This window comes from Streptomyces sp. x-80 (assembly GCF_046549095.1).
Lineage (GTDB): Bacteria > Actinomycetota > Actinomycetes > Streptomycetales > Streptomycetaceae > Streptomyces > Streptomyces celluloflavus.
Genome location: NZ_JAJPWM010000009.1, coordinates 225,905 through 247,944, shown reverse-complemented (window position 1 = coordinate 247,944; position 22,040 = coordinate 225,905). Strand labels below are relative to the sequence as shown.

Sequence of the window (22,040 nt, the reverse complement as noted above, 5' to 3'; positions counted from 1 at the left end):
GTTGCTGCTACTCGAACCCGGTTACCGCTGGACGCTGTCGCGTTCAGTGGGTCTCGGGACGGAGGACCTTGGTCCGGAGGACCGACTCATTCAGGTTCATCTGACGGTCGAGCTCCTTGACGACCGCAGGCTCGGCCTGGAGGTCGATGACCGAGTAGATGCCCTCGGGCTTCTTGTTGATCTCGTACGAGAGACGACGACGGCCCCAGGTGTCGACCTTCTCGACCTTTCCGTTGCCCTCACGGACGACGGAGAGGAAGTTCTCGATCAGCGGGGAGACAGCGCGCTCCTCGAGATCGGGGTCGAGGATGACCATCACCTCGTAGTGACGCATGTAGAACCCACCTCCTTTGGACTCAGCGGCCACGGTCGTTCCGTGGCAGGAGGGTCATGATGCGTTCCGCGCTGAGCCGGTCCGGATCATCCGGACAGACATGGGCGCAGACCGTACACAGTACCTCCCCTGGGGCTCCCGGTTGAAATCCGACCGGTCCACCCCCCAATCTGGAACAGAACGGGTGTGAGCGGCGTTACAGTGCGCCGCCCTGTCATCGGAGGTGCCGCATGGCACAGGCAGTACGGACCCAGCGGAGTCTTCTCGCGCTTCTCAACAGCGACGGCAAGGCTCATCCCGTCGAGAACACCATGGTCGCCGTGACGGTGGCCCTCGGCGCGATTGCCATCTTCACCACCTTCTCCCACAGCCTGCACCTGGTCAGTTCCTGGGCCGGTCTGCTCGGGATCTTCGCCGGCATGTGGGGCCAGTTCATCTCCGCGACGACCGGTGAGCGCTTCCTGCTGATCATCGGACTTGGAGCATCGGCCGTCGGCTTCTTTATCGGCATGGCACACGGCGGGCTCTTCGGCGGTGTACTCGGCTAGCCCGCGAGTGCGCGTACGGGCCCGCTCCCGTACGTCTGAACGGGGCGCTCCCCAGTAGGCTTCGGCGCGAGAGCCGGAGCCCCGACCATGGGGACACACCTGCCGAGGAGCGCCCCGCATGACCCTGACCCTGAGGACCATCAGCCGAGAGCAGCATCTGGGATACATCCAGAGCCTGCCCGCGGCCAGCCACATGCAGGTCCCGGCCTGGGCTGACGTCAAGGCTGAGTGGCGCTCGGAGAGCCTGGGGTGGTTCGACGCGAATGGCGAGCTGGTCGGTGCCGGCCTGGTCCTCTACCGCCAGCTGCCCAAGATCAAGCGCTACCTCGCCTACCTCCCCGAGGGGCCGGTCATCAACTGGTTCGCACCAAACCTGGAGGACTGGCTTCAGCCGATGCTCAAGCACCTGAAACAGCAGGGTGCCTTCTCCGTAAAGATGGGCCCGCCGGTCATCATCCGGCGCTGGGACTCCACGGCGATCAAGTCGGGTATCCAGGACCCGGACGTCAAGCGCCTGCGGGATGTCGAGGCAACCCACATCGAGCCGCGCGCCTTCGAGGTCGCCGACCGGCTGCGTCGGATGGGCTGGCAGCAGGGCGAGGACGGCGGTGCCGGGTTCGGCGACGTACAGCCGCGCTACGTCTTCCAGGTGCCACTGGCCAACCGCTCCCTGGAGGATGTCCACAAGGGCTTCAACCAGCTGTGGCGCCGCAACATCAAGAAGGCCGAGAAGGCCGGCGTCGAGGTCGTCCAGGGAGGCTTCAACGACCTGGCCGAATGGCAGCGGCTCTACGAGATCACCGCGGAGCGCGACCACTTCCGGCCGCGGCCGCAGAGCTACTTCGAGCGGATGTGGCAGGCCCTCAACTCCGAGGACCCCAACCGCATGCGGCTCTACTTCGCCCGCCACGAGGGCGAGAACGTCGCCGCCGCCACGATGCTGATCGTCGGTGGCCATGTCTGGTACTCCTACGGCGCCTCCGCCAACCACAAGCGTGAGGTCCGGCCGTCCAACGCGATGCAGTGGCGGATGCTGCGCGACGCCTACGCGCTCGGTGCCACGGTCTACGACCTCCGCGGCATCAGCGACTCCCTGGACGAGAACGACCACCTCTTCGGCCTGATCCAGTTCAAGGTCGGCACGGGCGGGCAGGCGGCGGAGTACCTCGGCGAGTGGGACTTCCCGCTCAACAAGTTCCTGCACAAGGCGCTCGACATCTACATGTCGCGCCGCTGACCGCTTCACCTCACCCCTTCGTATCCCCGATACACCCCAGCCACGAGAAAGGTTCCGGGCACGGCCATGGCGCTCACCCTCTACGTCGACACCGCGCGCTGGCGGGCGCATCAGCAGAGCGTTCTCCAGCAGTTCCCCGGGCTGGTCCCGGTCTGCAAAGGCAACGGTTACGGCTTCGGCCATGAGCGCCTCGCCGATGAAGCCACCCGCCTCGGCTCCGACATCCTCGCGGTCGGCACGACCTACGAAGCGGCCCACATCAAGGACTACTTCAGCGGCGACCTGCTCGTCCTGACCCCGTTCCGGCACGGTGAGGAACCGGTGCCGCTGCCCGACCGGGCGATTCGTTCCGTCTCCTCGGTCGAGGGCGTTGGCGGCCTGGTCGGCGCCCGCGTCGTCATCGAGGTCATGAGCAGCATGAAACGGCACGGCGTCTTGCCGGATGACCTGCCGAAGCTGGCCGCGGCCATCGAGGACGTCCGGCTCGAAGGCTTCGCGATCCACCTGCCGCTGGACCGGACCGATGGGTCCGACGCGGTAGAGGAGGTCATCGGCTGGATGGACCGGCTGCGCGCCGCCCGCCTCCCGCTGCACACCATGTTCGTCAGTCACCTCAAGGCCGCCGAACTCGCCCGGCTCCAGCAGCAGTTCCCGCAGACTCACTTCCGTGCCCGTATCGGGACCCGGCTCTGGCTCGGCGACCACGAGGCGACCGAGTACCGCGGCTCGGTGCTCGACGTCACCCGCGTCGCCAAGGGCGACCGTTTCGGCTATCGCCAGCAGAAAGTGGCCTCCGACGGCTACTTGGTCGTGGTGGCCGGCGGCACCTCGCACGGTGTCGGTCTGGAGTCGCCCAAGGCGATGCACGGTGTGATGCCGCGCGCCAAGGGCGTGGCCCGCGCCGGCCTGGCAACTGTCAACCGCAATCTCGCGCCCTATGTGTGGGCTGGCAAGCAACGCTGGTTCGCGGAGCCTCCTCACATGCAGGTGTCGATCCTGTTCGTCCCGGGGGACGCTCCCGAGCCGCAGGTCGGCGAGGAACTGGTGGCCCACCTGCGGCACACCACCACGCAGTACGACCGCCTCGTGGAACGCTGAGCCGGCCGAGCGCCCCGGCTTTTCGGAACGTCATGGGCCCGGTGCCGCCGAGATGTCTGCGGCACCGGGCCCATGTGCTTACGTGCCGTCCACGGCTCATTCCCGTACGGAGCCCCAGCGCACTTCTGGCGCACCCTCGAAGTGGGCCGCGTGCCGCGGCTCGCGATACGCCTGCCCGAGCACGAACACATCGGGTGCCCCGTCCAGGACGCCGCCCGACGGATCATCGTCGCCATCCCTCCGGATCACATCGCGCTCCGGCATCAGGATGTCCCGTACGACCACGGCACACAGGTAGAGGGTGCCCAAGAGGTGCACAGCGATGACCAATTGGTAGCCCTCCAGCGGCAGCCCCTGATGCTTGTCGCCGTTCCCCGTATAGGCGAGGTACATCCAGATGCCCAGGAAGTACATCACCTCGCATGCCTGCCAGATCAGGAAGTCCCGCCAGCGTGGCCGGGCGAGTACCGCGAGCGGGATCAGCCACAGCACGTACTGCGGCGAGTAGACCTTGTTGGTGAGAACGAAGAGGGCGACAACCAGGAATGCCAGCTGCGCGAAGCGTGGCCGACGCGGGGCGTAGAGAGTCAGCAGCGCGATGGCACCACAGCCCAGGATCATCAGCAGCATGGCGTACGTGTTGACGTCCGCAAGAAGGTTCCCGGTGCGCTGCGAGATCAGCAGCCAGACCGAACCGAAGTCGATCGGCCGCTCCTGGCTGAAGGTGTAGAACTTCGCCCAGCCCTCCCGGATGTGGAATCCGGACGAATCGTGGACGATCATCACCGGCACGTTCACCACAAGCCAGGCCACCACTGCGCCGGCCACGGTCTTCCCGTATGCGCGCCAGGCTCCCGAACGCCAGCACAGCATCAGCAGCGGCCCCAGCAACAGCACCGGGTACAGCTTCGCCGCGGTCGCCAGCCCGATCAGCACGCCGGCTGCCAGCGGGCGGCTGCGTGACCACACCAGCATCCCCGCCGCGGTCAGAGCAACCGCCAGCAGGTCCCAGTTGATGGTGGCGGTGAGGGCAAAGGCAGGTGCCAGGGCGACGAGGAGTCCGTCCCAGGGGCGTCGCCGGTGGGTGCGGGCCACGCACACCACGATGACCGCGGCGCAGACCAGCAGCATGCCGGCGTTGACCAGCCAGTAGACCTGCTCCCGGTACTGGATCAACCCGCTGTGCGGAGTCATCCAGGAGGCGACCTCCATGAAGGCGCCGGTCAGCACGGGATATTCGAGGTAGTTCATCTCGCCGGGCAACCGGTCGAAATAGGGGATCAAGCCGTCGGCAAATCCCCGGCCCGTATAGAGATGCGGGATGTCGGAGTAGCAGGCATGCGTGTACTGGCTCGTGGCGCCGAAGAACCAGCCGCTGTTGTAGCAGGGCAGCTTCTGCACCATGCCGAGCGCGAACATACCGATGGTGACGAGCGCGATGATCCGGACGGGCGTCAGCCAGCTCGTACCGAGCAGCGCGCGACGGCCGATCGGCCCTCCGATCAGCTCGCTCCCGGCCGCCGCCACCTCATCCCGCCTCGTCGGCCGCACGGGCTCGTCCTGTCGCACGCTCGTCATGGCCCCATCCTGCCGCACAGACCTCGGACGACCATGGCGAAGCCCCCGCCCGGACAAGTCGGGTCGGGGGCCTCGTAGCGCCTGTTTCACGTGAAACAGGCGCTGTTTCACGTGAAACAGTCGGCGATCACGGGTGGTGTTTACCGCCGGGGCCTCCGAACAAGCCTCCTGCGGTATCTCCGCTGCCGCCGTTGGTCGGGTCAGGGGGCGGGCTCGACTCGCCGCCGGTACTGCCGCCCGGTGCGCCTCCGGTACTGCCGCCGCTGGTGGTCGTGCCACCACTGGTGCGGCAGTGCACGTCCCATTCGGCGCAGGTCTCGGTCGGGGTGGGAGAAGACGGCGTGTAAGACGGGGTCGCGGGGGGGCTGGGCGTCCCGGTCGGGGCCTTGGACGGCGGCGGTGTCGGCGGTGCCGTCGGCGGGGGCGGCGGCATGCCCTCCTCGTCCGCACGCTGGCCGATGGGTTCGGCAGCCGGGAACGGCGCCGATGGGACTCCCTTCATGGCCTGCAACATGTACTCGGTCCACACCTCGGTCGGCAGAGCACCACCGTGAATCGAGTCGAAACCGCCGACCCCGTTCATGGACAGCTGGCGCGGATTCTTCGGGTCCTCACGGAACATCGTGACGGCCGTGGAGAGCTGCGGGGTGTAGCCGACGAACCAGGCCGACTTGTTCTCGTCGGTGGTACCGGTCTTACCCGCCGCCGGCCGACCCAGCCGCTGCGCGTCCTTGGCCGTACCGTTCTGGATGACGTTCTCCAGCACCTTGGTCACATTGTTGGCGATCTTCGGGTCCATGGCCGTCTCCTGTTTGGGCTTGTCAAAGCCCGGCAGGTCCTCACCCTGGAACTTCACCGCGGTCACCGAATACGGCTCGACCTTCGTCCCCGACTTGGCAAAGGTTCCGTAGGCGTCGGCCATGCGGATCGCGCTCGGCGTGGAGGTGCCCAGTGCGAAGGAGGGGTTGAGACTCTTGTCGAAACTGCTCTCCGAGATTCCGGCGGCTTGCGCCATGTCCCGCACCTTGTTCATCCCGACGTCCATGCCGAGCTGGACGAACGGGGTGTTGACGGACTGCTCCATCGCCTTGACCAGGGAGATGTAGCCCCAGGGATGGTTGCTCTCATTCACCTGGTAGAACGGCGTGTTGTCCTTCTTCAGGACGTAGTTGCCGTCTCGGTCCTTCACCTTGAGATGGTCGTTGCCGTTGTATTTGCTCTCCGGCGAGATCGGCTGACCACCGCTCGCCTTCGTCCCGTCCTTCATCGCCGCCGCAAGGACGAACGGCTTCCAGGTCGAGCCGACCGGTACGCCGAAGGTGTCGGCGTTGTTGCTGAAGTGGCCCTTGTCGTAGCCCTCGCCGCCGTACAGGGCGACGATCTTGCCGTCTCCCGGCACCACCGAGGCGGCACCGAACTGAACGTATTGGTCCTTTTCCCGCTTCTCCGGGTCGATGTATTTCTTGTCGACCTTCTTCACGGCAGTGGCGAGGTAGTCGGTCTTCGCCTTGTCGAAGGTGGTCTGGATCTGGTAACCGCCCTTGTCGAACCGCGCTTCGCTGATGTCCGCGTGCTTGAGGACGTACTTCTTCGCCGTATCCATCAAGTAGCCGATCTGGCCGGCCTTGCTGGCCACCGGCTTCGGCGGATCGGGCATGGGGAACTTCTGGTACTTGTCCCGCTCGGTCTTTGTCATCAGCCCCGTGTCGACCTCTCGGTCGAGAACCCAGGACCAGCGGTCCTGGGCACGCTTGGTGTTCGCCGCCCTCGAGGAGTTCGGGCCCGTACCACCGGCCGGGTCGTACAGGTCGGCGCCCTTGAGCACAGTCGCCAGCAAGGCGCTCTCGTCCGGCTTCAGATCGAAGGCGTTCTTGCCGTAGTACGCCTGAGCCGCCGCCTGGATTCCGTAGGCCCCTCGCCCGTAGTAGCTGGTGTTGAGGTAGCCCTGCAAAATCTGCGGCTTGCCTACTTTCCAACCCACCTTGATCGAGATGAAGAGCTCTTTGAACTTCCGGTCGAGGGTCTGCTTCTGACTCAGCATCGCGTTCTTGACGTACTGCTGAGTGATGGTCGACCCGCCCTGGGTGTCGCCACCCTTGGCCATGTTCAGCAGCGCGCGGCCGATACCCACGGGGTCCACACCCGAGTCCGACTTGAACGAGGCGTTCTCCGCGGCGATCGCCGCATTCTGCATCGAGACCGGAATGTCGGCGATCTTGACGTTCTGCCGGTTCGTCTCACCATCCCGGGCCATGACATCGCCATTGGACCAGAGGTAGACATTGTTCTGCTGCTTGGCGGCGGCGTTCTCGTCGGGAACCTGCACCAACGCCAGTGCTATGCCTGCGGCGCCGACGATCAGGCCGGCAAAGCCGATACACAGGGCGGTGACCAGCTTCCAGGACGGCACGAAGCGACGCCAGCCGACGCGGTTGTAGCGCGGGTAGTCGATGAACCGCTTCTTGCCGGGCTTTCCGCTGCCACGGCCGCGGCCTCGCCCTCCCTCAGGACCACTTCCGCCGCCACCTGCGCGGCGCCCTCCGCCCCCATTCCCACCGCCGGACGCCATCGCCGCGGTATCGGAGGCCCGCCGACGGCCACCACGCTGGGCGGCCCGGCGGGCCTCGGCCCGTCCGCCGGACGGCCGTTCCTGGCCATCCGGTTCGGAGTTGGGCGCAGGATCGGTCGCGGAGCCGCGCGAAGGCGCAGCTCGACGCCCCGACGATTGTTGTGCGGCGCGTCGGGCCGCGGCACGTCCACCACCTTGTGGCTGCGGCGGTTTGCGACGGTGCTCGCTCATGGAACGGATACTCCTCGGGCAGGCGCGCTATCTCGTCGCCTGAAGGCGGCAGTTATCTTCAGGTCCCCCCGATGCACGACCCGCACCTGACTAGCGAGCCGCACCGCACCGGAAACGGCGACGCCACATCTGGGCCCATGGTTCCCGGCAATCTGCATGCCGCACAGACTACGCAGGGCCAAAACCTGCCCAGGGTTGAAATTCCCTCCAAATCAGTCAGGTTGGGTAGTACGAATCGGTGATGTGACGCCGTTCACCGTCCCCCCACTTGTTCCGCCCAAGCGGCCGTTCTATCGTCTGGATGTATCGCTTCGATACATCAGCACGACATAAAGAGCGGCCGAAGACAGGGAGGCGAAGGATGAGCAGACGCTCCGGCGTCCTTGAGTTCGCCGTCCTCGGCCTGCTCCGTGAGTCCCCGATGCACGGCTATGAGCTGCGGAAACGGCTCAACACCTCGCTCGGGGTCTTCCGTGCGTTCAGCTACGGCACCCTCTACCCCTGCCTCAAGACACTGGTCGCAAGCGGCTGGCTCATCGAGGAGACGGGCGGTGCCTCGGACGGCGCACCCGCCGCGGCGCTGACAGGGCGCCGGGCGAAGATCGTTTACCGACTGACCGAAGCAGGAAAAGAGCACTTCGAGGAACTGCTCTCCCACTCCGGCCCGGACGCGTGGGAGGACGAACACTTCGGCGTCCGCTTCGCCTTCTTCGGCCAGACATCGCGGGACGTACGGATGCGCGTGCTGGAAGGCCGCCGCAGCCGGCTGGAGGAGCGCCTCGAAAAGATGCGCACATCGCTGGCCCGCACCCGTGAGCGGTTGGACGACTACACCCTCGAACTACAGCGCCACGGCATGGAGTCCGTGGAGCGCGAGGTCCGTTGGCTGAACGGGCTCATCGAGAGCGAGCGCGCCGGGCGCGATCAGCGCGCGCCCGAGCCCGCCGAGCGGGACAAGAAGGACTCTCCAGGAAACACGGGCGGCCTGCCCCGGCACCGGGGTGGTACCCGGCCGGATCCGTCCGATGACACCACCACATGAGGTCCTGCGCAGCAGGAGCTCATCGACAACACAGGGAGCAACCGGAATGGGTTCGGTACGCGTAGCCATCGTCGGCGTGGGCAACTGCGCCGCCTCGCTGGTACAGGGCGTCGAGTTTTACAAGGATGCCGACCCGAACAGCCGCGTGCCCGGCCTCATGCACGTGCAGTTCGGTGACTACCACGTGCGTGACATCGAGTTCGTGGCCGCCTTCGACGTCGACACCAAGAAGGTCGGCCTCGACCTCTCGGACGCCATCGGCGCCAGCGAGAACAACACCATCAAGATCTGTGACGTGCCGGACGCCGGCGTGACGGTCCAGCGGGGCCACACTCTCGACGGTCTGGGCAAGTACTACCGCATGACCATCGAGGAGTCCGAGGAGACTCCGGTCGACATCGTCCAGGTCCTCAAGGACAAGCAGGTCGACGTCCTGGTCTGCTACCTCCCTGTCGGCTCCGAAGACGCCGCGAAGTACTACGCGCAGTGCGCCATCGACGCCAAGGTCGCGTTCGTCAACGCTCTCCCGGTCTTTATCGCCGGCACCAAGGAGTGGGCGGACAAGTTCACCGCTGCCGGTGTGCCGATCGTCGGTGACGACATCAAGTCCCAGGTCGGCGCCACCATCACGCACCGTGTGATGGCCAAGCTCTTCGAGGACCGGGGAGTCATCCTGGACCGCACGATGCAGCTGAACGTCGGCGGCAACATGGACTTCAAGAACATGCTCGAGCGCGAGCGCCTGGAGTCCAAGAAGATCTCCAAGACGCAGGCCGTCACCTCCCAGATCAGGGACCGTGACCTGGGCGAGGACAACGTCCACATCGGTCCGTCGGACTTCGTGGCCTGGCTGGACGACCGCAAGTGGGCCTACGTCCGTCTGGAGGGGCGCGCCTTCGGTAACGTCCCGCTCAACCTCGAATACAAGCTTGAGGTCTGGGACTCCCCGAACTCCGCCGGCGTCATCATCGACGCGCTGCGCGCTGCGAAGATTGCCAAGGACCGGGGTATCGGCGGTCCGATCCTCTCGGCGTCCTCGTACTTCATGAAGTCGCCGCCGGTGCAGTACTTCGACGACGAGGCGCGCGAGAACGTCGAGAAGTTCATCCAGGGCGACGTCGAGCGCTGAGCCGCCGCCGCATCGTCCGATCGCAGGCCCCCGGGTATTCCGCCCGGGGGCCTGCGGGCTGTGTGAGGCTGTGCACCATGCATGCTGTGCGCGATCTCCGCGTATTACTCCGTCTGCGCGACTTCCGTTCGCTCCTCGCCGCACGGCTTCTCTCCCAGGCGGCTGACGGCGTCTTCCAGGTCGCGCTCGCCGCCTTCGTCGTCTTCTCACCCGAGAAGCAGACCTCACCTGCGGCCATCGCCTCCGCCATGGCGGTCCTGCTGCTCCCGTACTCCCTCCTCGGCCCCTTTGCCGGCGTACTGCTCGACCGGTGGCGGCGCCGACAGGTCCTGCTGTACGGCAATCTGCTACGGGCTCTGCTGGCCACCGGGACAGCTGCGCTGGTCGCGGCTGAGGTCCCCGACTGGCTCTTCTATGCCTCGGCGCTGTCCGTGACCGCGGTGAACCGCTTTGTCCTGGCCGGACTTTCGGCCGCGCTTCCTCGTGTGGTCGACGGCGGGGAGCAACTCGTCATGGCCAATTCCCTGTCTCCGACGGCCGGAACACTCGCCGCGACGGCCGGCGGCGGGCTTGCCTTCGTCGTCCGGCTCGTCGGCGCGGATGGGAACGCGGTCATCGTGCTGCTCGCTGCCGCGTTGTATCTCTGCTCGTCCCTCACCGCCCTGCGCATGACGCCGGATCTCCTCGGACCTGACCCCGGGATGCTCCAACCTCGCCTGGGAGAAGCCCTGTTGAGTACCGCGCGCGGACTTGTGGAGGGCCTGCGTCATCTCGCGGGACGGCGCAGACCTGCCCGTGCCCTCGCCGCAATGACCGTGGTGCGCTTCTGCTACGGAGCGCTGACCGTCATGGTGCTGATGCTGTGCCGATACTCCTGGGCGGACAACGAGTCCGGTGGCCTGGCCCTGCTCGGGATCGCCGTCGGGGTGTCGGGAGCGGGCTTCTTCGCGGCTGCTGTCGTCACCCCCTGGGCCATCTCCCGGTTCGGCACGTCAGGCTGGATCGCATGCTGCGCCGCCACAGGGGCGGTGCTGGTCCCTGCTCTCGGCCTGTTCTTCGCTCCGGAACCGATGCTGGCCGCGGCGTTTCTGCTCGGCCTCACCACGCAGGGGACAAAAATTTCCACGGACACGGTCGTTCAGTCATCGGTCGATGATGCTTTCCGCGGCCGGATCTTCGCCATCTATGACGTTCTGTTCAACGTCGCCTTCGTCGGCGCCGCTGCGGTGGCGTCTCTCATGCTGCCGCCGGACGGAAGGTCGGCTGTTCTGCTCATCGTGGTGGCGGGCCTCTATGCGGCCGTCGTAGCGGCACTGGTCCGCTTCAGGCACCGTGGAACTCCCGCTCGCCCGACGACGCCGCAGCTGCCGTAGCGGATTCGTATGACCAGGTACGTTACGGGGCGTCGATCACGTGCAAGAGTCGCAGCAGATCCAGGGGGACTTCCGTGACCACACCACCTCAGGGGCAGAGCCCGTACGGACCGAATCCGTACGGTCAGAACCCGTACCCACAGGCCCCCACCGATCCAAACGGACAGCCTCAAGGTGGGCCGGCTCCACAGGGTGGTCATGCCTATCCGCAACAGGGCGGTGCACCGTACCCGCCACCGCAGCAGAGTGTGCCGTACCCGTACCAGGGCAACCCGTACCCGCAACAGGGACCGCCTCCGCAGCAGCCGTACGGCGGACCCGGCCCCGGACCGACGCCCCCTCCGTCCGTTCCTCCGCAGGACACCGTGGGGAAGAAGATCACCCGTGTGTTGCTGACCTTCGTGATCATCGGCGTGGTGATCGGCGGACTGGTCGGCTTCAACTCCGTCTGGAACAGCATCTTCGGTTCCGACGCTCAGAAAGCTGCGGTCGGTGACTGCATGCAGAACAAGGGCACCGCGTCAGACCCCAAGATGGAGTCCGTGGACTGCGGCTCATCGGCCGCGACCTATCAGGTGTCGGAGGTGCATGACGACACCTCCGACATCTCCGTCTGCGATAAAAAGTACTCCGCGTACACCGAGAGCACCGGGGGTCGTCGGCACCGCTCCAGCGTTGTGCTCTGCCTCACCCACCTGAAGTAGCAGCGGCAGCGGTGCCGTGTTTCACGTGAAACACGGCGCTTGGTCGGCTGCCGGTTTCACGTGAAACGTCAGCCCTGTGCCGCCCACCACTCCTTGAGAGCAGCAACCGCCGCATCCCGCTCCATCGGGCCGTGCTCCAGTCGCATCTCGAGCAAGTGCTGGTACGCCTTCCCGACCTGCGGCCCCGGGGCGATACCGAGGATCTTCATGATGTCGTTGCCGTCCAGGTCCGGGCGGATGGCATCCAGCTCTTCCTGTTCCTGGAGCCGGGCGATCCGCTCCTCGAGCCCGTCATAGGCGCGCGACAGAGCGTTGGCCTTGCGCTTGTTGCGGGTGGTGCAGTCCGACCGTGTCAACTTGTGCAGCCGTTCCAACTGCGGGCCGGCGTCACGTACGTACCGGCGGACCGCCGAATCCGTCCATTCACCCATCCCGTAGCCGTGGAAGCGCAGGTGCAGCTCCACCAGCCGCGAGACGTCCTTGACCAGGTCGTTGGAGTACTTCAGCGCGGTCATGCGCTTCTTGGTCATCTTCGCCCCCACCACCTCGTGGTGGTGGAAGGAGACACGACCGTCGTTTTCGAATCGCCGCGTCTTCGGCTTCCCGATGTCGTGCAGCAGGGCCGCCAGCCGCAGCACCAGATCAGGCCCGTCCTCTTCGAGGCCGACCGCCTGGTCCAGGACCGTCAGTGTGTGCTCGTAGACGTCCTTGTGACGGTGATGCTCATCACGTTCCAAGCGCAGCGCCGGCAGCTCCGGCAGCACCTGGTCGGCCAGCCCCGTCTCGACGAGCAGCCGCAGCCCCTTCAGCGGGTGCGCGGCCATGATCAGCTTGTTCAGCTCGTCCCGTACCCGCTCCGCAGAGACGATCTCGATGCGCTCCGACATCGCCTTCATCGCGGCGATGACCTCGGGGGCGACCTTGAAGTCCAGCTGGGCGGCGAAGCGGGCGGCGCGCATCATCCGCAGCGGATCATCGGAGAACGACTCCTCCGGCGTCCCCGGGGTCCGCAGCACGTGCGCTGCCAGGTCTTCCAGGCCATCGTGCGGGTCGACGAACTCCTTCTGCGGCAGGAGCACCGCCATGGCATTCACCGTGAAGTCCCGGCGGGCCAGATCCCCCTCGATGGAGTCGCCGTAGGACACCTCGGGCTTGCGGGAGGTCCGGTCGTACGCCTCGGAGCGGTAAGTCGTCACCTCGATGTCGAACGAGCTCTTCTTGCAGCCGACCGTGCCGAAGGCGATGCCGACCTCCCATACCGCGTCCGCCCACGGCCGGACGATCCTCAGGACGTCCTCGGGCCGGGCATCGGTGGTGAAGTCCAGGTCATTGCCGAGCCTGCCCAGCAGCGCGTCCCGTACTGAGCCGCCGACCAGGGCAAGCGTGAACCCGGCCTCCTGGAAGCGGCGGGCCAGGTCGTCCGCAACGGGGGACACCCGCAACAGCTCGCTCACGGCACGGCGCTGCACATGGCTCAGCGCGTTCGTCGAATGCGGAGTCCGCGCGGACTGCGGGGCGGGGATGTCATTGTTGGCGTTCGGCACAACAGAACAGGGTACGTGGCCGCGCTGCGCGAAGCGTCACCTTAATAAGGGGACAGGCGCCCGGCCCGCTGCCCCGCGATCATGTGGAGCAGTCCGCGGCACTACGTCACAGCGGGCCTCGTTACCATTCGTGGACGCACATTCCGACGACCACTGACGACGACGAGGGACGGGCGAGCGCGTGGCCGAGGCGGCAGGGTTCCAGGGGACTGAACGGCCGCGCGGTCGATGGCTGCGCAGGACCGCGGCACTGGTCACCGGAGTGCCCCTGCTCGTGGGGCTGCTCCAGGTCCCGCACGCCCCCTCCGCGCAGGCGGCCCCGACGGGCTCCCGCACGGTCGACGTCACCATTGATGCGGTGTCGCCGCCCACCCCCGCCAAGGCCGACACGGTCACGCTCTCCGGCACGCTGACCAACGACGGAAATTCCACGGTCACCGACGCCCATCTCGACATGCGCCGCGGCCCGTCGATCAGCGACCGCAGCTCCATCGACAGCGCGGCCAGGCGCACCGGCTACTCGCCCGGCGCGGACGGCCCGGAGATCGAAGGGCACAGCCAGAAGATCGACAAGCTGGAACCAGGTGTCAGCCGGCCCTTCGCCCTCAGCGTGCCGGTCAAGGACCTCGATCTCGGCGACAACGGTGTATATCAGCTCGGCGTCTCTCTCTCCGGGCGCACCCAGGCCGCGCCCTCCGAGCAGGTACTCGGTATCGACCGGACCTTCCTGCCCTGGCAGCAGGCCGATACCGACAAAAAGACCCAGCTCACCTACCTGTGGCCGCTGACCTCCCCCACGCACCTCACCGCCGAGACCATCGCCGACGCCCAGCAGACACCGGTCTTCCGCAACGACGACCTCGCCGCGGAGATCGCGCCCGGCGGACGGCTCCAGCAGATGGTCGCGCTCAGCAAGAATCTGCCGGTGACCTTCGTCATCGATCCCGATCTGCTCGCCACGGTCGATGCGATGACCAAGTCGTACAAGATCGGCGGTCCGGACGGCCCCACGGGCAAGAACCAGGCGGTCGCCAAGCAGTGGCTGAACGACCTCGAAGACGCGGTGAAGACGCACGAGGTCGTCGCGCTGCCCTTCGCCGACCCCGACCTGGCCTCGCTCGCCCACCACGGCAAGAGCGTGCCCAGCGCACTCAGCCACCTGGGTCCGGCCACCGAGCTCGCCGCGAGGACCGTGGACACGATCCTCGGTGTCAAACCGCGTACCGACTTCGCCTGGCCCGTAAACGGAGCGATCGACTCATCGATCGTCGATGTCGCCACCTCGGCGGGTGCGCACAACGTCATCACCCGCAGCGACAGCCTGACGGAGTCCGGCGGGCTGTCCTACACCCCGACGGCGGCCCGGCCGATCGGTAGCGGCAACACCGCCATCGTCGCGGACGAGGGGCTCTCCCGGGCCTTCGAAGGCGATATGTCGCAGGCCGGGAATGCCACGCACGCGGTCCAGGAATTCCTCGCCCAGACCCAGATGATCAGCCTCCAGGAGCCGGACCGGCAGCGCAGCATCGTCGTCGCACCGCAGCGCATGCCCTCGGTCAGCCAGGCGCACGCGATGGCCACCGCGCTGCGGGCTCTGGAGTCCGGACGCTGGATACAGCCGCTGAACCTCAGTGGGGCGGCCAAGGCCGAGCCTGACCCGGTGGCCTCCCGCAGTGTGCCGAGCCGTGCCGCCTACCCGGCCGCACTGCGCAAGCAGGAGCTTCCGGCGGATGCCTTCCGGCAGATCCAGGACACGCAGTCCGCACTGGACGACTTCCGGGTGATCCTGTCCCAGCCGGAGCGCGTGGTGACCCCGTTCGGCAGCGCCATAATGCGCGAGATGTCGACGCAGTGGCGGGGGGACGCCGGAGGCGCCGCCGCGTTCCGCACCTCGGTCCGGAGCTACCTCGACAGCCTGACCAAGAAAGTGCACCTGATCCAGAAGTCGGAAGCGACGCTCTCCGGGCGCAGCGCGACGATCCCGGTGACGGTCCAGAACAACCTCCTCCAGGGCGTCCAGAACCTCACGCTGGAGCTGAGCTCGTACCAGCCCAACCGACTGGATGCGGGCGAGGCGCAGCAGATCAAGGTGGACGGCGGGCACAGCCAGTCGTTCAAATTCGACACCACGGCGAACGCCAACGGTCCCGTGCGGGTGAAGGCCCAGCTCTATGCCGCGGACGGCAAGCCGTACGGTGACCCGATGACCTTCGAGGTGAACGTCACCGAGATCACCGCGACGGTCATGCTCGTCATCGCGGGCGGCGTACTGCTGCTCGTCCTCGCCGGCGTGCGGATCTACCTCCAGCGCAAGCGCGCCGCGTCCCGACGCAGCGAGGACGGTCCGGACGGCGCCGATGACGGCGAAGGCACGGACGGCGACAACGGTGGCACGGACGGCGACAAGCCCGAGCAGCCGAGTGACCCCACGCCGGACACCGGTTCGGAAAACACGGACCCGTCCGGCTCAGGTGAGAAAGTGGACCGTTGATAGATGGCGGGGCCGGATGGCCGGGGACGGATGAGGTGGGGCAGCGATGAATGCGCCGTACGACGGTGACCGCGGCCGGGGCGCCGGTGGCGATCCCACGGAGCCGGTCCCTCCGACGCCCCAGGTGCCCTCGGCCCAGGATCCCTATGTCCAGGACGCGTACCGGAACAATCCGCACCGTACTCAGGATCCGACGGCTCAGGATCCGGTCGCCGAGGCGCTGTACGACCGCGCCGCGCACCCTCCGCCGCCTCCGGGGCCGGCCCCGCAACCGCTCTATCAACAGCCTCCCGCGCCACAGCACACCCCCGACCCGCAGCTGTGGGCTTCGCCTCCGCCGCCCGAACCGCAGGGCCCGACCCGCCATCTCCCGTACGGCGACGCTGCCGCGACGACGCAGTTCGTGGGCGTCGACGATCTGATCACGCAGGCCGCCGACGAGCGCCCCGAGCCCGATGCCTTCGCGCATCTCTTCCGGGACCAGCAGCAACGTCCCTACGAGCCGCAGCGCCCCACGGTGCCCGCGTCCGGCCCTTCCGCAGTCGGCGGAGAGCCGGGGACAGAGGCGGTATCGCAGCAGTCCGCGCCAGCGCCGGAGCCCGCACCCGTGGCGGTAGCCGGTAAGTCTTCCGGTGGTCGTGCCTCCAGCCTGCTCAAGTCCAGCGCGCTGATGGCTGCCGGCACGATGGTGTCCCGCCTCACCGGTTTCGTCCGCTCGGCGCTGATTGTCGCCGCGCTCGGTGGTGCCGTGCTCGGTGACTCCTGGCAGGTCGCCTATCAGCTGCCGACGATGATCTTCATCCTGACCATCGGCGGCGGTCTGAACTCCGTCTTCGTCCCCCAGCTCGTGCGGGCGATGAAGGAGGACGAGGACGGTGGCGAGGCATACGCCAACCGGCTGCTCACGCTGGTGGTCGTGATCCTCGGCGCGCTGACGGTGCTGGCAGTATTCGCCGCGCCGCTCCTGGTGAAACTGGTCTCCTTCGACATCTCACGCGATCCGGCGGCCAATGAAGTCGCCGTCGCGTTCACCCGCTACTGCGTGCCCACGATCTTCTTCATGGGCCTGCATGTCGTGATGGGACAGATCCTCAACGCCCGTGGCCGCTTCGGCGCGATGATGTGGACCCCGGTCCTGAACAACATCGTCATGATCGCCACTTTCGGCCTGTTCATCTGGGTCTACGGCTCCGCGAAGACCTCCCACATCGGCGTCACCACCATCCCCTCCGAGGGCATCCGCCTGCTGGGGATCGGCACGCTCCTCGGTCTCGTCGTCCAGGCGCTGGCGATGATCCCGTACCTGCGCGACGCCGACTTCAAGCTGCGGCTGCGCTTCGACTGGCGCGGCCACGGTCTGGGCAAGGCCGCCAAGCTCGCCAAGTGGACCGTGCTGTTCGTCCTCGCCAATCAGGCGGGCGTCCTCGTCGTCACCCAGCTCTCCACCTGGGCCGGCAACACCGCCGCCCAACAGGGCCACCCGGGCACCGGCTTCATCTCCTACGCCAGCGCGCAGTTGATCTGGAACATGCCGCAGGCGATCATCACCGTCTCCGTGATGGCGGCGCTGCTGCCGCGGCTGGCACGGTCCGCCCATGACGGCGACACGGGAGCTGTGCGGGACGACATGTCCCAGGGACTTCGTACCTCCGCGGTCGCCATCGTCCCGATCTCGTTCGGCTTTCTCGCCCTCGGCATCCCGCTGTGCACGCTGGTCTACGGCTCGTCGGGCGCCGGCATTCCGATGGGCTACATGCTGATGGCCTTCGGTGTCGGCCTGATTCCGTTCTCGGTGCAGTACGTCATTCTGCGTGCCTTCTACGCGTACGAAGACACCCGCACCCCCTTCTACAACACGGTGATCGTCGCGGCAGTCAACGCCGCCGCCTCCGCCCTCTGCTTCCTGCTCCTGCCCGCCCGCTGGGCCGTGATCGGCATGGCGGCCTCCTACGGGCTGGCGTACATCATCGGCGTGGGTGTGGCCTGGCGCCGACTGAGCAAGCGGATGGACGGCGACCTGGACGGTGCGCACATCGTCCGGACGTACGCGCGGCTGGCCGGGGCGAGCATTCCGGCCACGATCGTCTCCGGTGCCGTGGTGTACGGCATCATGCAGGTGCTCGGCAGCGAGTTTCTCGGCTCGCTCGCCGCCCTGATCGGCGGCTGTGTCGCACTTCTGGCCGTCTTCTACGTCGCCGCTCGCAAGATGCGGATCGAAGAACTGAACGCCCTGGTCGGCATGGTCCGAGCCAAGCTGGGGCGCTGAGCGGGCACAACCATCGCCTGCCACCGTGTGTCGTGCATAGTGGCGGACTGTGGGCACAATTGTCTTGGCTCATTGAGCCTGCATCGGATGGGGAGGCAGGAACGACGGTGGCGGAACGGAGCACGGCTGCCGTCGACGTGGCCGACACGAGCGGTGAGGAACCGCTGACCGCCAAGGCGGGTAAGGCCACGGACGACGGTGCGGAGGCCGAGAAGGTATCCGGCACGGAAAAGGACGCCGCACGCAATGACGAGAGACGTGCCACGGCGCCCGAAGCGGAGCCGCCGGAGCTGCACAGCGGCCATAAGCTCGCCAGACGTTACCGTCTTGAGGAGTGCGTCACCCGTCTGGACGGATTCAGTAGCTGGCGTGCGGTCGACGAAAAGCTGCGCCGGGCCGTCGGCGTACACATCCTGCCGGCCGACCACCCACGGGCCCGCCCGGTGCTGTCCGCCGCCCGTTCCTCCGCGCTTCTCGGTGACCCCCGGTTCGTCCAGGTCCTCGACGCCGTCGAGGAAAACGATCTCGTTTACGTCGTCCACGAATGGCTGCCGGACGCCATCGAACTCTCTGCCGTGTTCGCCAACGGCCCGATGGAGCCGCACGACGCCTACCAGCTCGTCAACCAGATCTCGCAGGCCATGGCTGCCGCGCACCGCGAGGGCCTGTCGCATCTGCGGATCACCCCCGGCTCGGTGCTGCGTACGGAGTCCGGGCAGTACCGCATCCGCGGTCTCGCCGTCATGGCCGCGCTGCGCGGTATCACCTCCGAGCACCCCCAACGCACCGACACCGAGGCGATCGGCGCGCTCCTGTATGCCGCCCTGACCCAGCGCTGGCCGTACGAAAGCGACGCCTACGGCCTCTCCGGCCTGCCTAAGGACGTCGGTCTGATCGCTCCCGACCAGGTACGGGCAGGAGTGCACCGCGGGCTGTCCGAGCTCGCCATGCGCGCGCTGGTCAATGACGGTGCCACGGCGTCCCGCCAGGAACAGCCGTGCACCACCCCGGAGGAACTGGCCAAGGCCGTCGCGGCGATGCCGCGCATCCGGCCTCCCGAGACGGCCTTCTCCACTCCGCCGCCCTACCAGCGCACGGGCTTCCAGCAGGGCACCTACGGTCAGCCGCAGTCCCGCACCGGCCGGTCGGCACCACCCGTTCCCCTTCCGCCGCCTCCGCTCCAGAGCCGTACCGGCAAGGCGCTCAAGTGGTCCGTCTCCGCGCTGCTGATCGCGGCACTGGGGCTGGGCAGCTGGCAGCTGGCGGACACGCTGCTCAAGCGGGAAGGCGAACACGAGGGCTCGGGCAACTCACAGGCGGAGAACAACCTCCCGAAGAAGCACGTCAGCAAGCCGCTCAAGATCGTCGACGCCGCCGAGTACTACCCGGACGGCAAGCCGCAACACCCCGACCAGGTACGGGACACCTACGACGGGAACCCCAGCACCTACTGGCGCAGTGTGAGTTATCTCGAGGGACCGGACCTGAATCCGGCCTTCAAGAAGGGCGTGGGCATCGTCTACGACCTCGGCCCGGAGCAGCAGATAAGCAGCGCGTCGATCGGGCTGCACTACGGCGGTGATCACACCACCGTGACGTTCTACGCGGCCAATTCGCTCTCCTCGTCGGAGCCGCTGAGTTCTATGCGGAAACTGGGCACAACCCAGACTTCGGAGACCACAGCGAAGATCAAACTCAAAGAGCCGACGAAGGCACGCTACGTCCTCATGTGGATCACCGCGATGCCCCATTCGGAGCGGGACGAGTACAGCGACAGCGGCTATAAGCAGGGTGTGACAGAGGTTTCCTTCGCCAGCTGACTGGGGGGCAGTGTGCTCGGCGACCGCCGGCGGCGAAGTCTTCCGTGCCGGCCACTGGACCGGCCCTCCCCGGTCTGCCCCACGATGGTCGTGTCGGAGAGTGTCCAGCGCGACCGTCATCGCATCTCAAAGGATGGCCTTCACCCGCCGTAGTCATCAATTTCACCACCTGGAGCAACCGGAATTCCGTACCGCGCCGGACAGCGCGACCAAGCCGAGTTCCCTGATACGCAGCCATGGGAATTTCGCGGCCCCCTGTGCACTGGCTCCACCGCTCAAGAACGACACACTTCGACCATCTGATCCGCCCGAGCTGCGCTTGGGCGGATCATTTACTTTCGTAGCACGGCGGGCTTCAATGGGACGCGAGATCAGGTAGCTATGGCCGGGGGCCCGTGTCCACCGAGAGCGATGAGGTTTCGACACCGACCGACGCCGATCTCCTCGCCTTGCATGTGAAAGGCGACCCCGCTGCCTTCGGGGAGATCGTCCGACGACACCGCGATCGACTCTGGGCGGTGGCGATCCGCACTCTCGGTGATCGGGAAGAAGCCGCCGACGCCGTCCAGGACGCCTTGGTCTCCGCGTATCGTGCGGCCCACACTTTCCGCGGCCAATCAGCCGTGACGACCTGGTTGCATCGCATCACGGTCAATGCCTGTCTGGACCGGGCCCGTAAGGCCGCCTCCCGACGCACCTCGCCCATCGCCGACACCGAGCACCTCGAACAGTTTCTTGAGCCGCACGAATCCGCCGCCATGCCTGCTGAGCGCCGGGATCTGCACCGTGAGCTGCTCGGCGCGCTGCGCACACTCCCTGAGGAGCAGCGCGCCGCTCTCGTGCTCGTCGATATGCAGGGATACCCGGTCGCCGAAGCCGCCGAGATCCTCGGTATCCCGACCGGCACGGTGAAAAGCCGCTGTGCACGGGGCCGTACCCGGCTTCTGCCCCTGGTCACCCATCTGCGCACCGACAACGGGGATAGCAGAGCCAGAAGCGGGGGAAGGAACCCGGCGCAGGGGACATCCGTCCCACCGACGGCAGGACCGCATGACACAGGTGCCGTGAAGGGCGGAGGTGGGCGAGCGTGACGTCGACGACCGACACCGGTGAGCACCCGGAGGTCTCCGAGATCTCCGATCTCACGGATGGCCTGCTCTCACCGTCCCGTACCGCTGAACTGCGCCACCATCTCGCGGACTGTGCGCTGTGCGAAGACGTCTACGCTTCGCTGGAGGAAATCCGGGGTCTGCTCGGCACGCTCCCGGGCCCGTCGCGGATGCCGGCCGATGTCGCCGGGCGCATCGATGCCGCGCTCGCTGCCGAGGTCCTGCTCGACTCCACTCTGCCCGCCGGCGAGACGCTGGTTTCACGTGAAACGGCCACAGCGTCCGCCCCGGTTTCACGTGAAACCGAGTCCGGTTCACCCATCGTCAGCGCAGCGCCCGGCCGACCGGGCAGGCGGCCACGGGGTGCACCCGGGCCAGGCCGTCAGACCTCAGGGGGCCGCAGGACCCGCTTGCGACGCTGGCCCCGGGTCCTGCTCGGCACCGCAGCAGCCGCAGCGGTGTTGGGCGTCGGTGGCATCCTGATCCAGAACTCCACCGTTGATGGCAGCCAGGGAAGCGCTCCGGTCCGGCACTCCCCGGCCACCGAAAAGAGCACGGGTGGTTCAGCTGGACTGACCTCCGCGACCCTCGGGGCGCATGTCCACGACTTGCTCGCCTCCAAGGGGTCACGGAAGTCTCCGGATATCGGTACCCGAAGCTCCCCCGAGACTCCTCTGCGTGGCCATGCCGACACGGTCCCGTCATGTGTGCGCCAGGGCATCGGCCGTACGGAGGCACCGCTCGCATCCAGTCACAGCGTCTACGGTGGAGAGGACGCCTACCTCGTCGTACTGCCGCATCCGTCCGACCCCTCACGCGTCTCGGCGTATATCGTCGCTTCCTCCTGTGTCTCCGCCACTCCGCCTGCTCCCGGAAAAATTTTGCTCACCCACTCGTACCGGCGAGACTGAGCGACGGGATGTGCGCTGTGGCACTCCGGGAATGCCCGGCCCGTAGGATCCGTTGG

At 67.0% G+C, this 22,040-nt stretch carries 16 protein-coding genes; 12 read left to right on the top strand and 4 right to left on the bottom strand.

Going from position 1 to position 22,040, the window contains the following annotated elements; translation table 11 throughout:
- Positions 1-43: 43 nt before the first annotated feature.
- Positions 44-334, bottom strand: coding sequence for a 30S ribosomal protein S6 (gene rpsF / locus ACLJWH_RS20540; RefSeq protein ID WP_003978891.1), 291 nt, complete (start codon positions 332-334; stop codon positions 44-46).
- Between the two features lie 230 nt (positions 335-564).
- Here rpsF and ACLJWH_RS20535 point away from each other — a divergent pair, with 230 nt between their 5' ends.
- The 3 genes from ACLJWH_RS20535 to ACLJWH_RS20525 all read left to right on the top strand — a co-directional run bounded on the left by ACLJWH_RS20535 (position 565) and on the right by ACLJWH_RS20525 (position 3,217).
- Positions 565-882, top strand: coding sequence for a hypothetical protein (locus tag ACLJWH_RS20535; RefSeq protein ID WP_411143173.1), 318 nt, complete (start codon positions 565-567; stop codon positions 880-882).
- 118 nt (positions 883-1,000) lie between these two features.
- A complete protein-coding gene (locus ACLJWH_RS20530) occupies positions 1,001-2,119 on the top strand; it encodes a lipid II:glycine glycyltransferase FemX (protein WP_411143172.1) in 1,119 nt (372 codons plus the stop codon).
- 66 nt (positions 2,120-2,185) lie between these two features.
- Positions 2,186-3,217: an alanine racemase gene (locus ACLJWH_RS20525; RefSeq protein ID WP_411143171.1), complete on the top strand. Its 1,032-nt coding sequence runs from the start codon at positions 2,186-2,188 to the stop codon at positions 3,215-3,217.
- Positions 3,218-3,313: 96 nt separating this feature from the next.
- Here ACLJWH_RS20525 and ACLJWH_RS20520 read toward each other — a convergent pair whose 3' ends face one another.
- Both ACLJWH_RS20520 and ACLJWH_RS20515 read right to left on the bottom strand, forming a co-directional pair.
- Complete coding sequence (locus ACLJWH_RS20520; RefSeq protein ID WP_411143170.1) at positions 3,314-4,795, bottom strand: glycosyltransferase family 87 protein; 1,482 nt, start codon at positions 4,793-4,795, stop codon at positions 3,314-3,316.
- 127 nt (positions 4,796-4,922) lie between these two features.
- On the bottom strand, positions 4,923-7,595 hold the full coding sequence (locus ACLJWH_RS20515; protein WP_411143169.1) for a transglycosylase domain-containing protein: 2,673 nt from the start codon (positions 7,593-7,595) through the stop codon (positions 4,923-4,925).
- Between the two features lie 361 nt (positions 7,596-7,956).
- Between ACLJWH_RS20515 and ACLJWH_RS20510 the strand changes: the two genes are divergently transcribed.
- The 4 genes from ACLJWH_RS20510 to ACLJWH_RS20495 all read left to right on the top strand — a co-directional run bounded on the left by ACLJWH_RS20510 (position 7,957) and on the right by ACLJWH_RS20495 (position 11,843).
- Positions 7,957-8,637 carry a helix-turn-helix transcriptional regulator gene (locus ACLJWH_RS20510; protein WP_411143168.1) on the top strand — a complete coding sequence of 227 codons (681 nt, stop codon included), beginning with the start codon at positions 7,957-7,959 and terminating at the stop codon, positions 8,635-8,637.
- Positions 8,638-8,683: 46 nt separating this feature from the next.
- Positions 8,684-9,766 carry an inositol-3-phosphate synthase gene (locus tag ACLJWH_RS20505; protein WP_411143167.1) on the top strand — a complete coding sequence of 361 codons (1,083 nt, stop codon included), beginning with the start codon at positions 8,684-8,686 and terminating at the stop codon, positions 9,764-9,766.
- A 77-nt stretch (positions 9,767-9,843) separates the two neighbouring features.
- Entirely contained in the window at positions 9,844-11,139 is a 1,296-nt protein-coding gene (locus tag ACLJWH_RS20500) for an MFS transporter (protein ID WP_411143166.1), read from the top strand.
- A gap of 365 nt (positions 11,140-11,504) precedes the next feature.
- Positions 11,505-11,843, top strand: coding sequence for a hypothetical protein (locus tag ACLJWH_RS20495; RefSeq protein WP_411143165.1), 339 nt, complete (start codon positions 11,505-11,507; stop codon positions 11,841-11,843).
- A gap of 68 nt (positions 11,844-11,911) precedes the next feature.
- Here the strand turns inward: ACLJWH_RS20495 and ACLJWH_RS20490 are convergent, their stop codons facing one another.
- Positions 11,912-13,387 (bottom strand): CCA tRNA nucleotidyltransferase, encoded by a 1,476-nt coding sequence (locus ACLJWH_RS20490; protein WP_411143164.1) that lies wholly within the window; start codon positions 13,385-13,387, stop codon positions 11,912-11,914.
- A gap of 181 nt (positions 13,388-13,568) precedes the next feature.
- On the opposite strand from ACLJWH_RS20490, the gene ACLJWH_RS20485 reads away from it, so the two are divergent.
- From ACLJWH_RS20485 to ACLJWH_RS20465, 5 genes are all read left to right on the top strand, one after another.
- On the top strand, positions 13,569-15,878 hold the full coding sequence (locus ACLJWH_RS20485; RefSeq protein WP_411143163.1) for a DUF6049 family protein: 2,310 nt from the start codon (positions 13,569-13,571) through the stop codon (positions 15,876-15,878).
- 46 nt (positions 15,879-15,924) lie between these two features.
- Positions 15,925-18,144: a murein biosynthesis integral membrane protein MurJ gene (gene murJ, locus ACLJWH_RS20480; protein WP_411143162.1), complete on the top strand. Its 2,220-nt coding sequence runs from the start codon at positions 15,925-15,927 to the stop codon at positions 18,142-18,144.
- 107 nt (positions 18,145-18,251) lie between these two features.
- Positions 18,252-19,964, top strand: coding sequence for a protein kinase family protein (locus ACLJWH_RS20475; RefSeq protein ID WP_411143161.1), 1,713 nt, complete (start codon positions 18,252-18,254; stop codon positions 19,962-19,964).
- A gap of 395 nt (positions 19,965-20,359) precedes the next feature.
- The gene (gene sigM / locus ACLJWH_RS20470) at positions 20,360-21,055 is read left to right on the top strand and encodes an RNA polymerase sigma factor SigM (RefSeq protein WP_411143160.1); all 696 of its coding nucleotides are present in this window, start codon (positions 20,360-20,362) and stop codon (positions 21,053-21,055) included.
- The gene (locus ACLJWH_RS20465) at positions 21,052-21,984 is read left to right on the top strand and encodes an anti-sigma factor family protein (RefSeq protein ID WP_411143159.1); all 933 of its coding nucleotides are present in this window, start codon (positions 21,052-21,054) and stop codon (positions 21,982-21,984) included. Before sigM ends, ACLJWH_RS20465 begins: the two co-directional genes overlap by 4 nt.
- The last annotated feature ends 56 nt before the right edge of the window (positions 21,985-22,040 follow it).

Coding starts and splice junctions, on each gene's coding strand:
- ACLJWH_RS20535 (WP_411143173.1), top strand. CDS start 565: ATGGCACAGGCAGTACGGACCCAGCGGAGTCTTCTCGCGCTTCTCAAC.
- ACLJWH_RS20505 (WP_411143167.1), top strand. CDS start 8,684: ATGGGTTCGGTACGCGTAGCCATCGTCGGCGTGGGCAACTGCGCCGCC.
- ACLJWH_RS20525 (WP_411143171.1), top strand. CDS start 2,186: ATGGCGCTCACCCTCTACGTCGACACCGCGCGCTGGCGGGCGCATCAG.
- ACLJWH_RS20510 (WP_411143168.1), top strand. CDS start 7,957: ATGAGCAGACGCTCCGGCGTCCTTGAGTTCGCCGTCCTCGGCCTGCTC.
- ACLJWH_RS20500 (WP_411143166.1), top strand. CDS start 9,844: ATGCATGCTGTGCGCGATCTCCGCGTATTACTCCGTCTGCGCGACTTC.
- murJ (WP_411143162.1), top strand. CDS start 15,925: ATGAATGCGCCGTACGACGGTGACCGCGGCCGGGGCGCCGGTGGCGAT.
- rpsF (WP_003978891.1), bottom strand. CDS start 334: ATGCGTCACTACGAGGTGATGGTCATCCTCGACCCCGATCTCGAGGAG.
- ACLJWH_RS20515 (WP_411143169.1), bottom strand. CDS start 7,595: ATGAGCGAGCACCGTCGCAAACCGCCGCAGCCACAAGGTGGTGGACGT.
- ACLJWH_RS20520 (WP_411143170.1), bottom strand. CDS start 4,795: ATGACGAGCGTGCGACAGGACGAGCCCGTGCGGCCGACGAGGCGGGAT.
- ACLJWH_RS20530 (WP_411143172.1), top strand. CDS start 1,001: ATGACCCTGACCCTGAGGACCATCAGCCGAGAGCAGCATCTGGGATAC.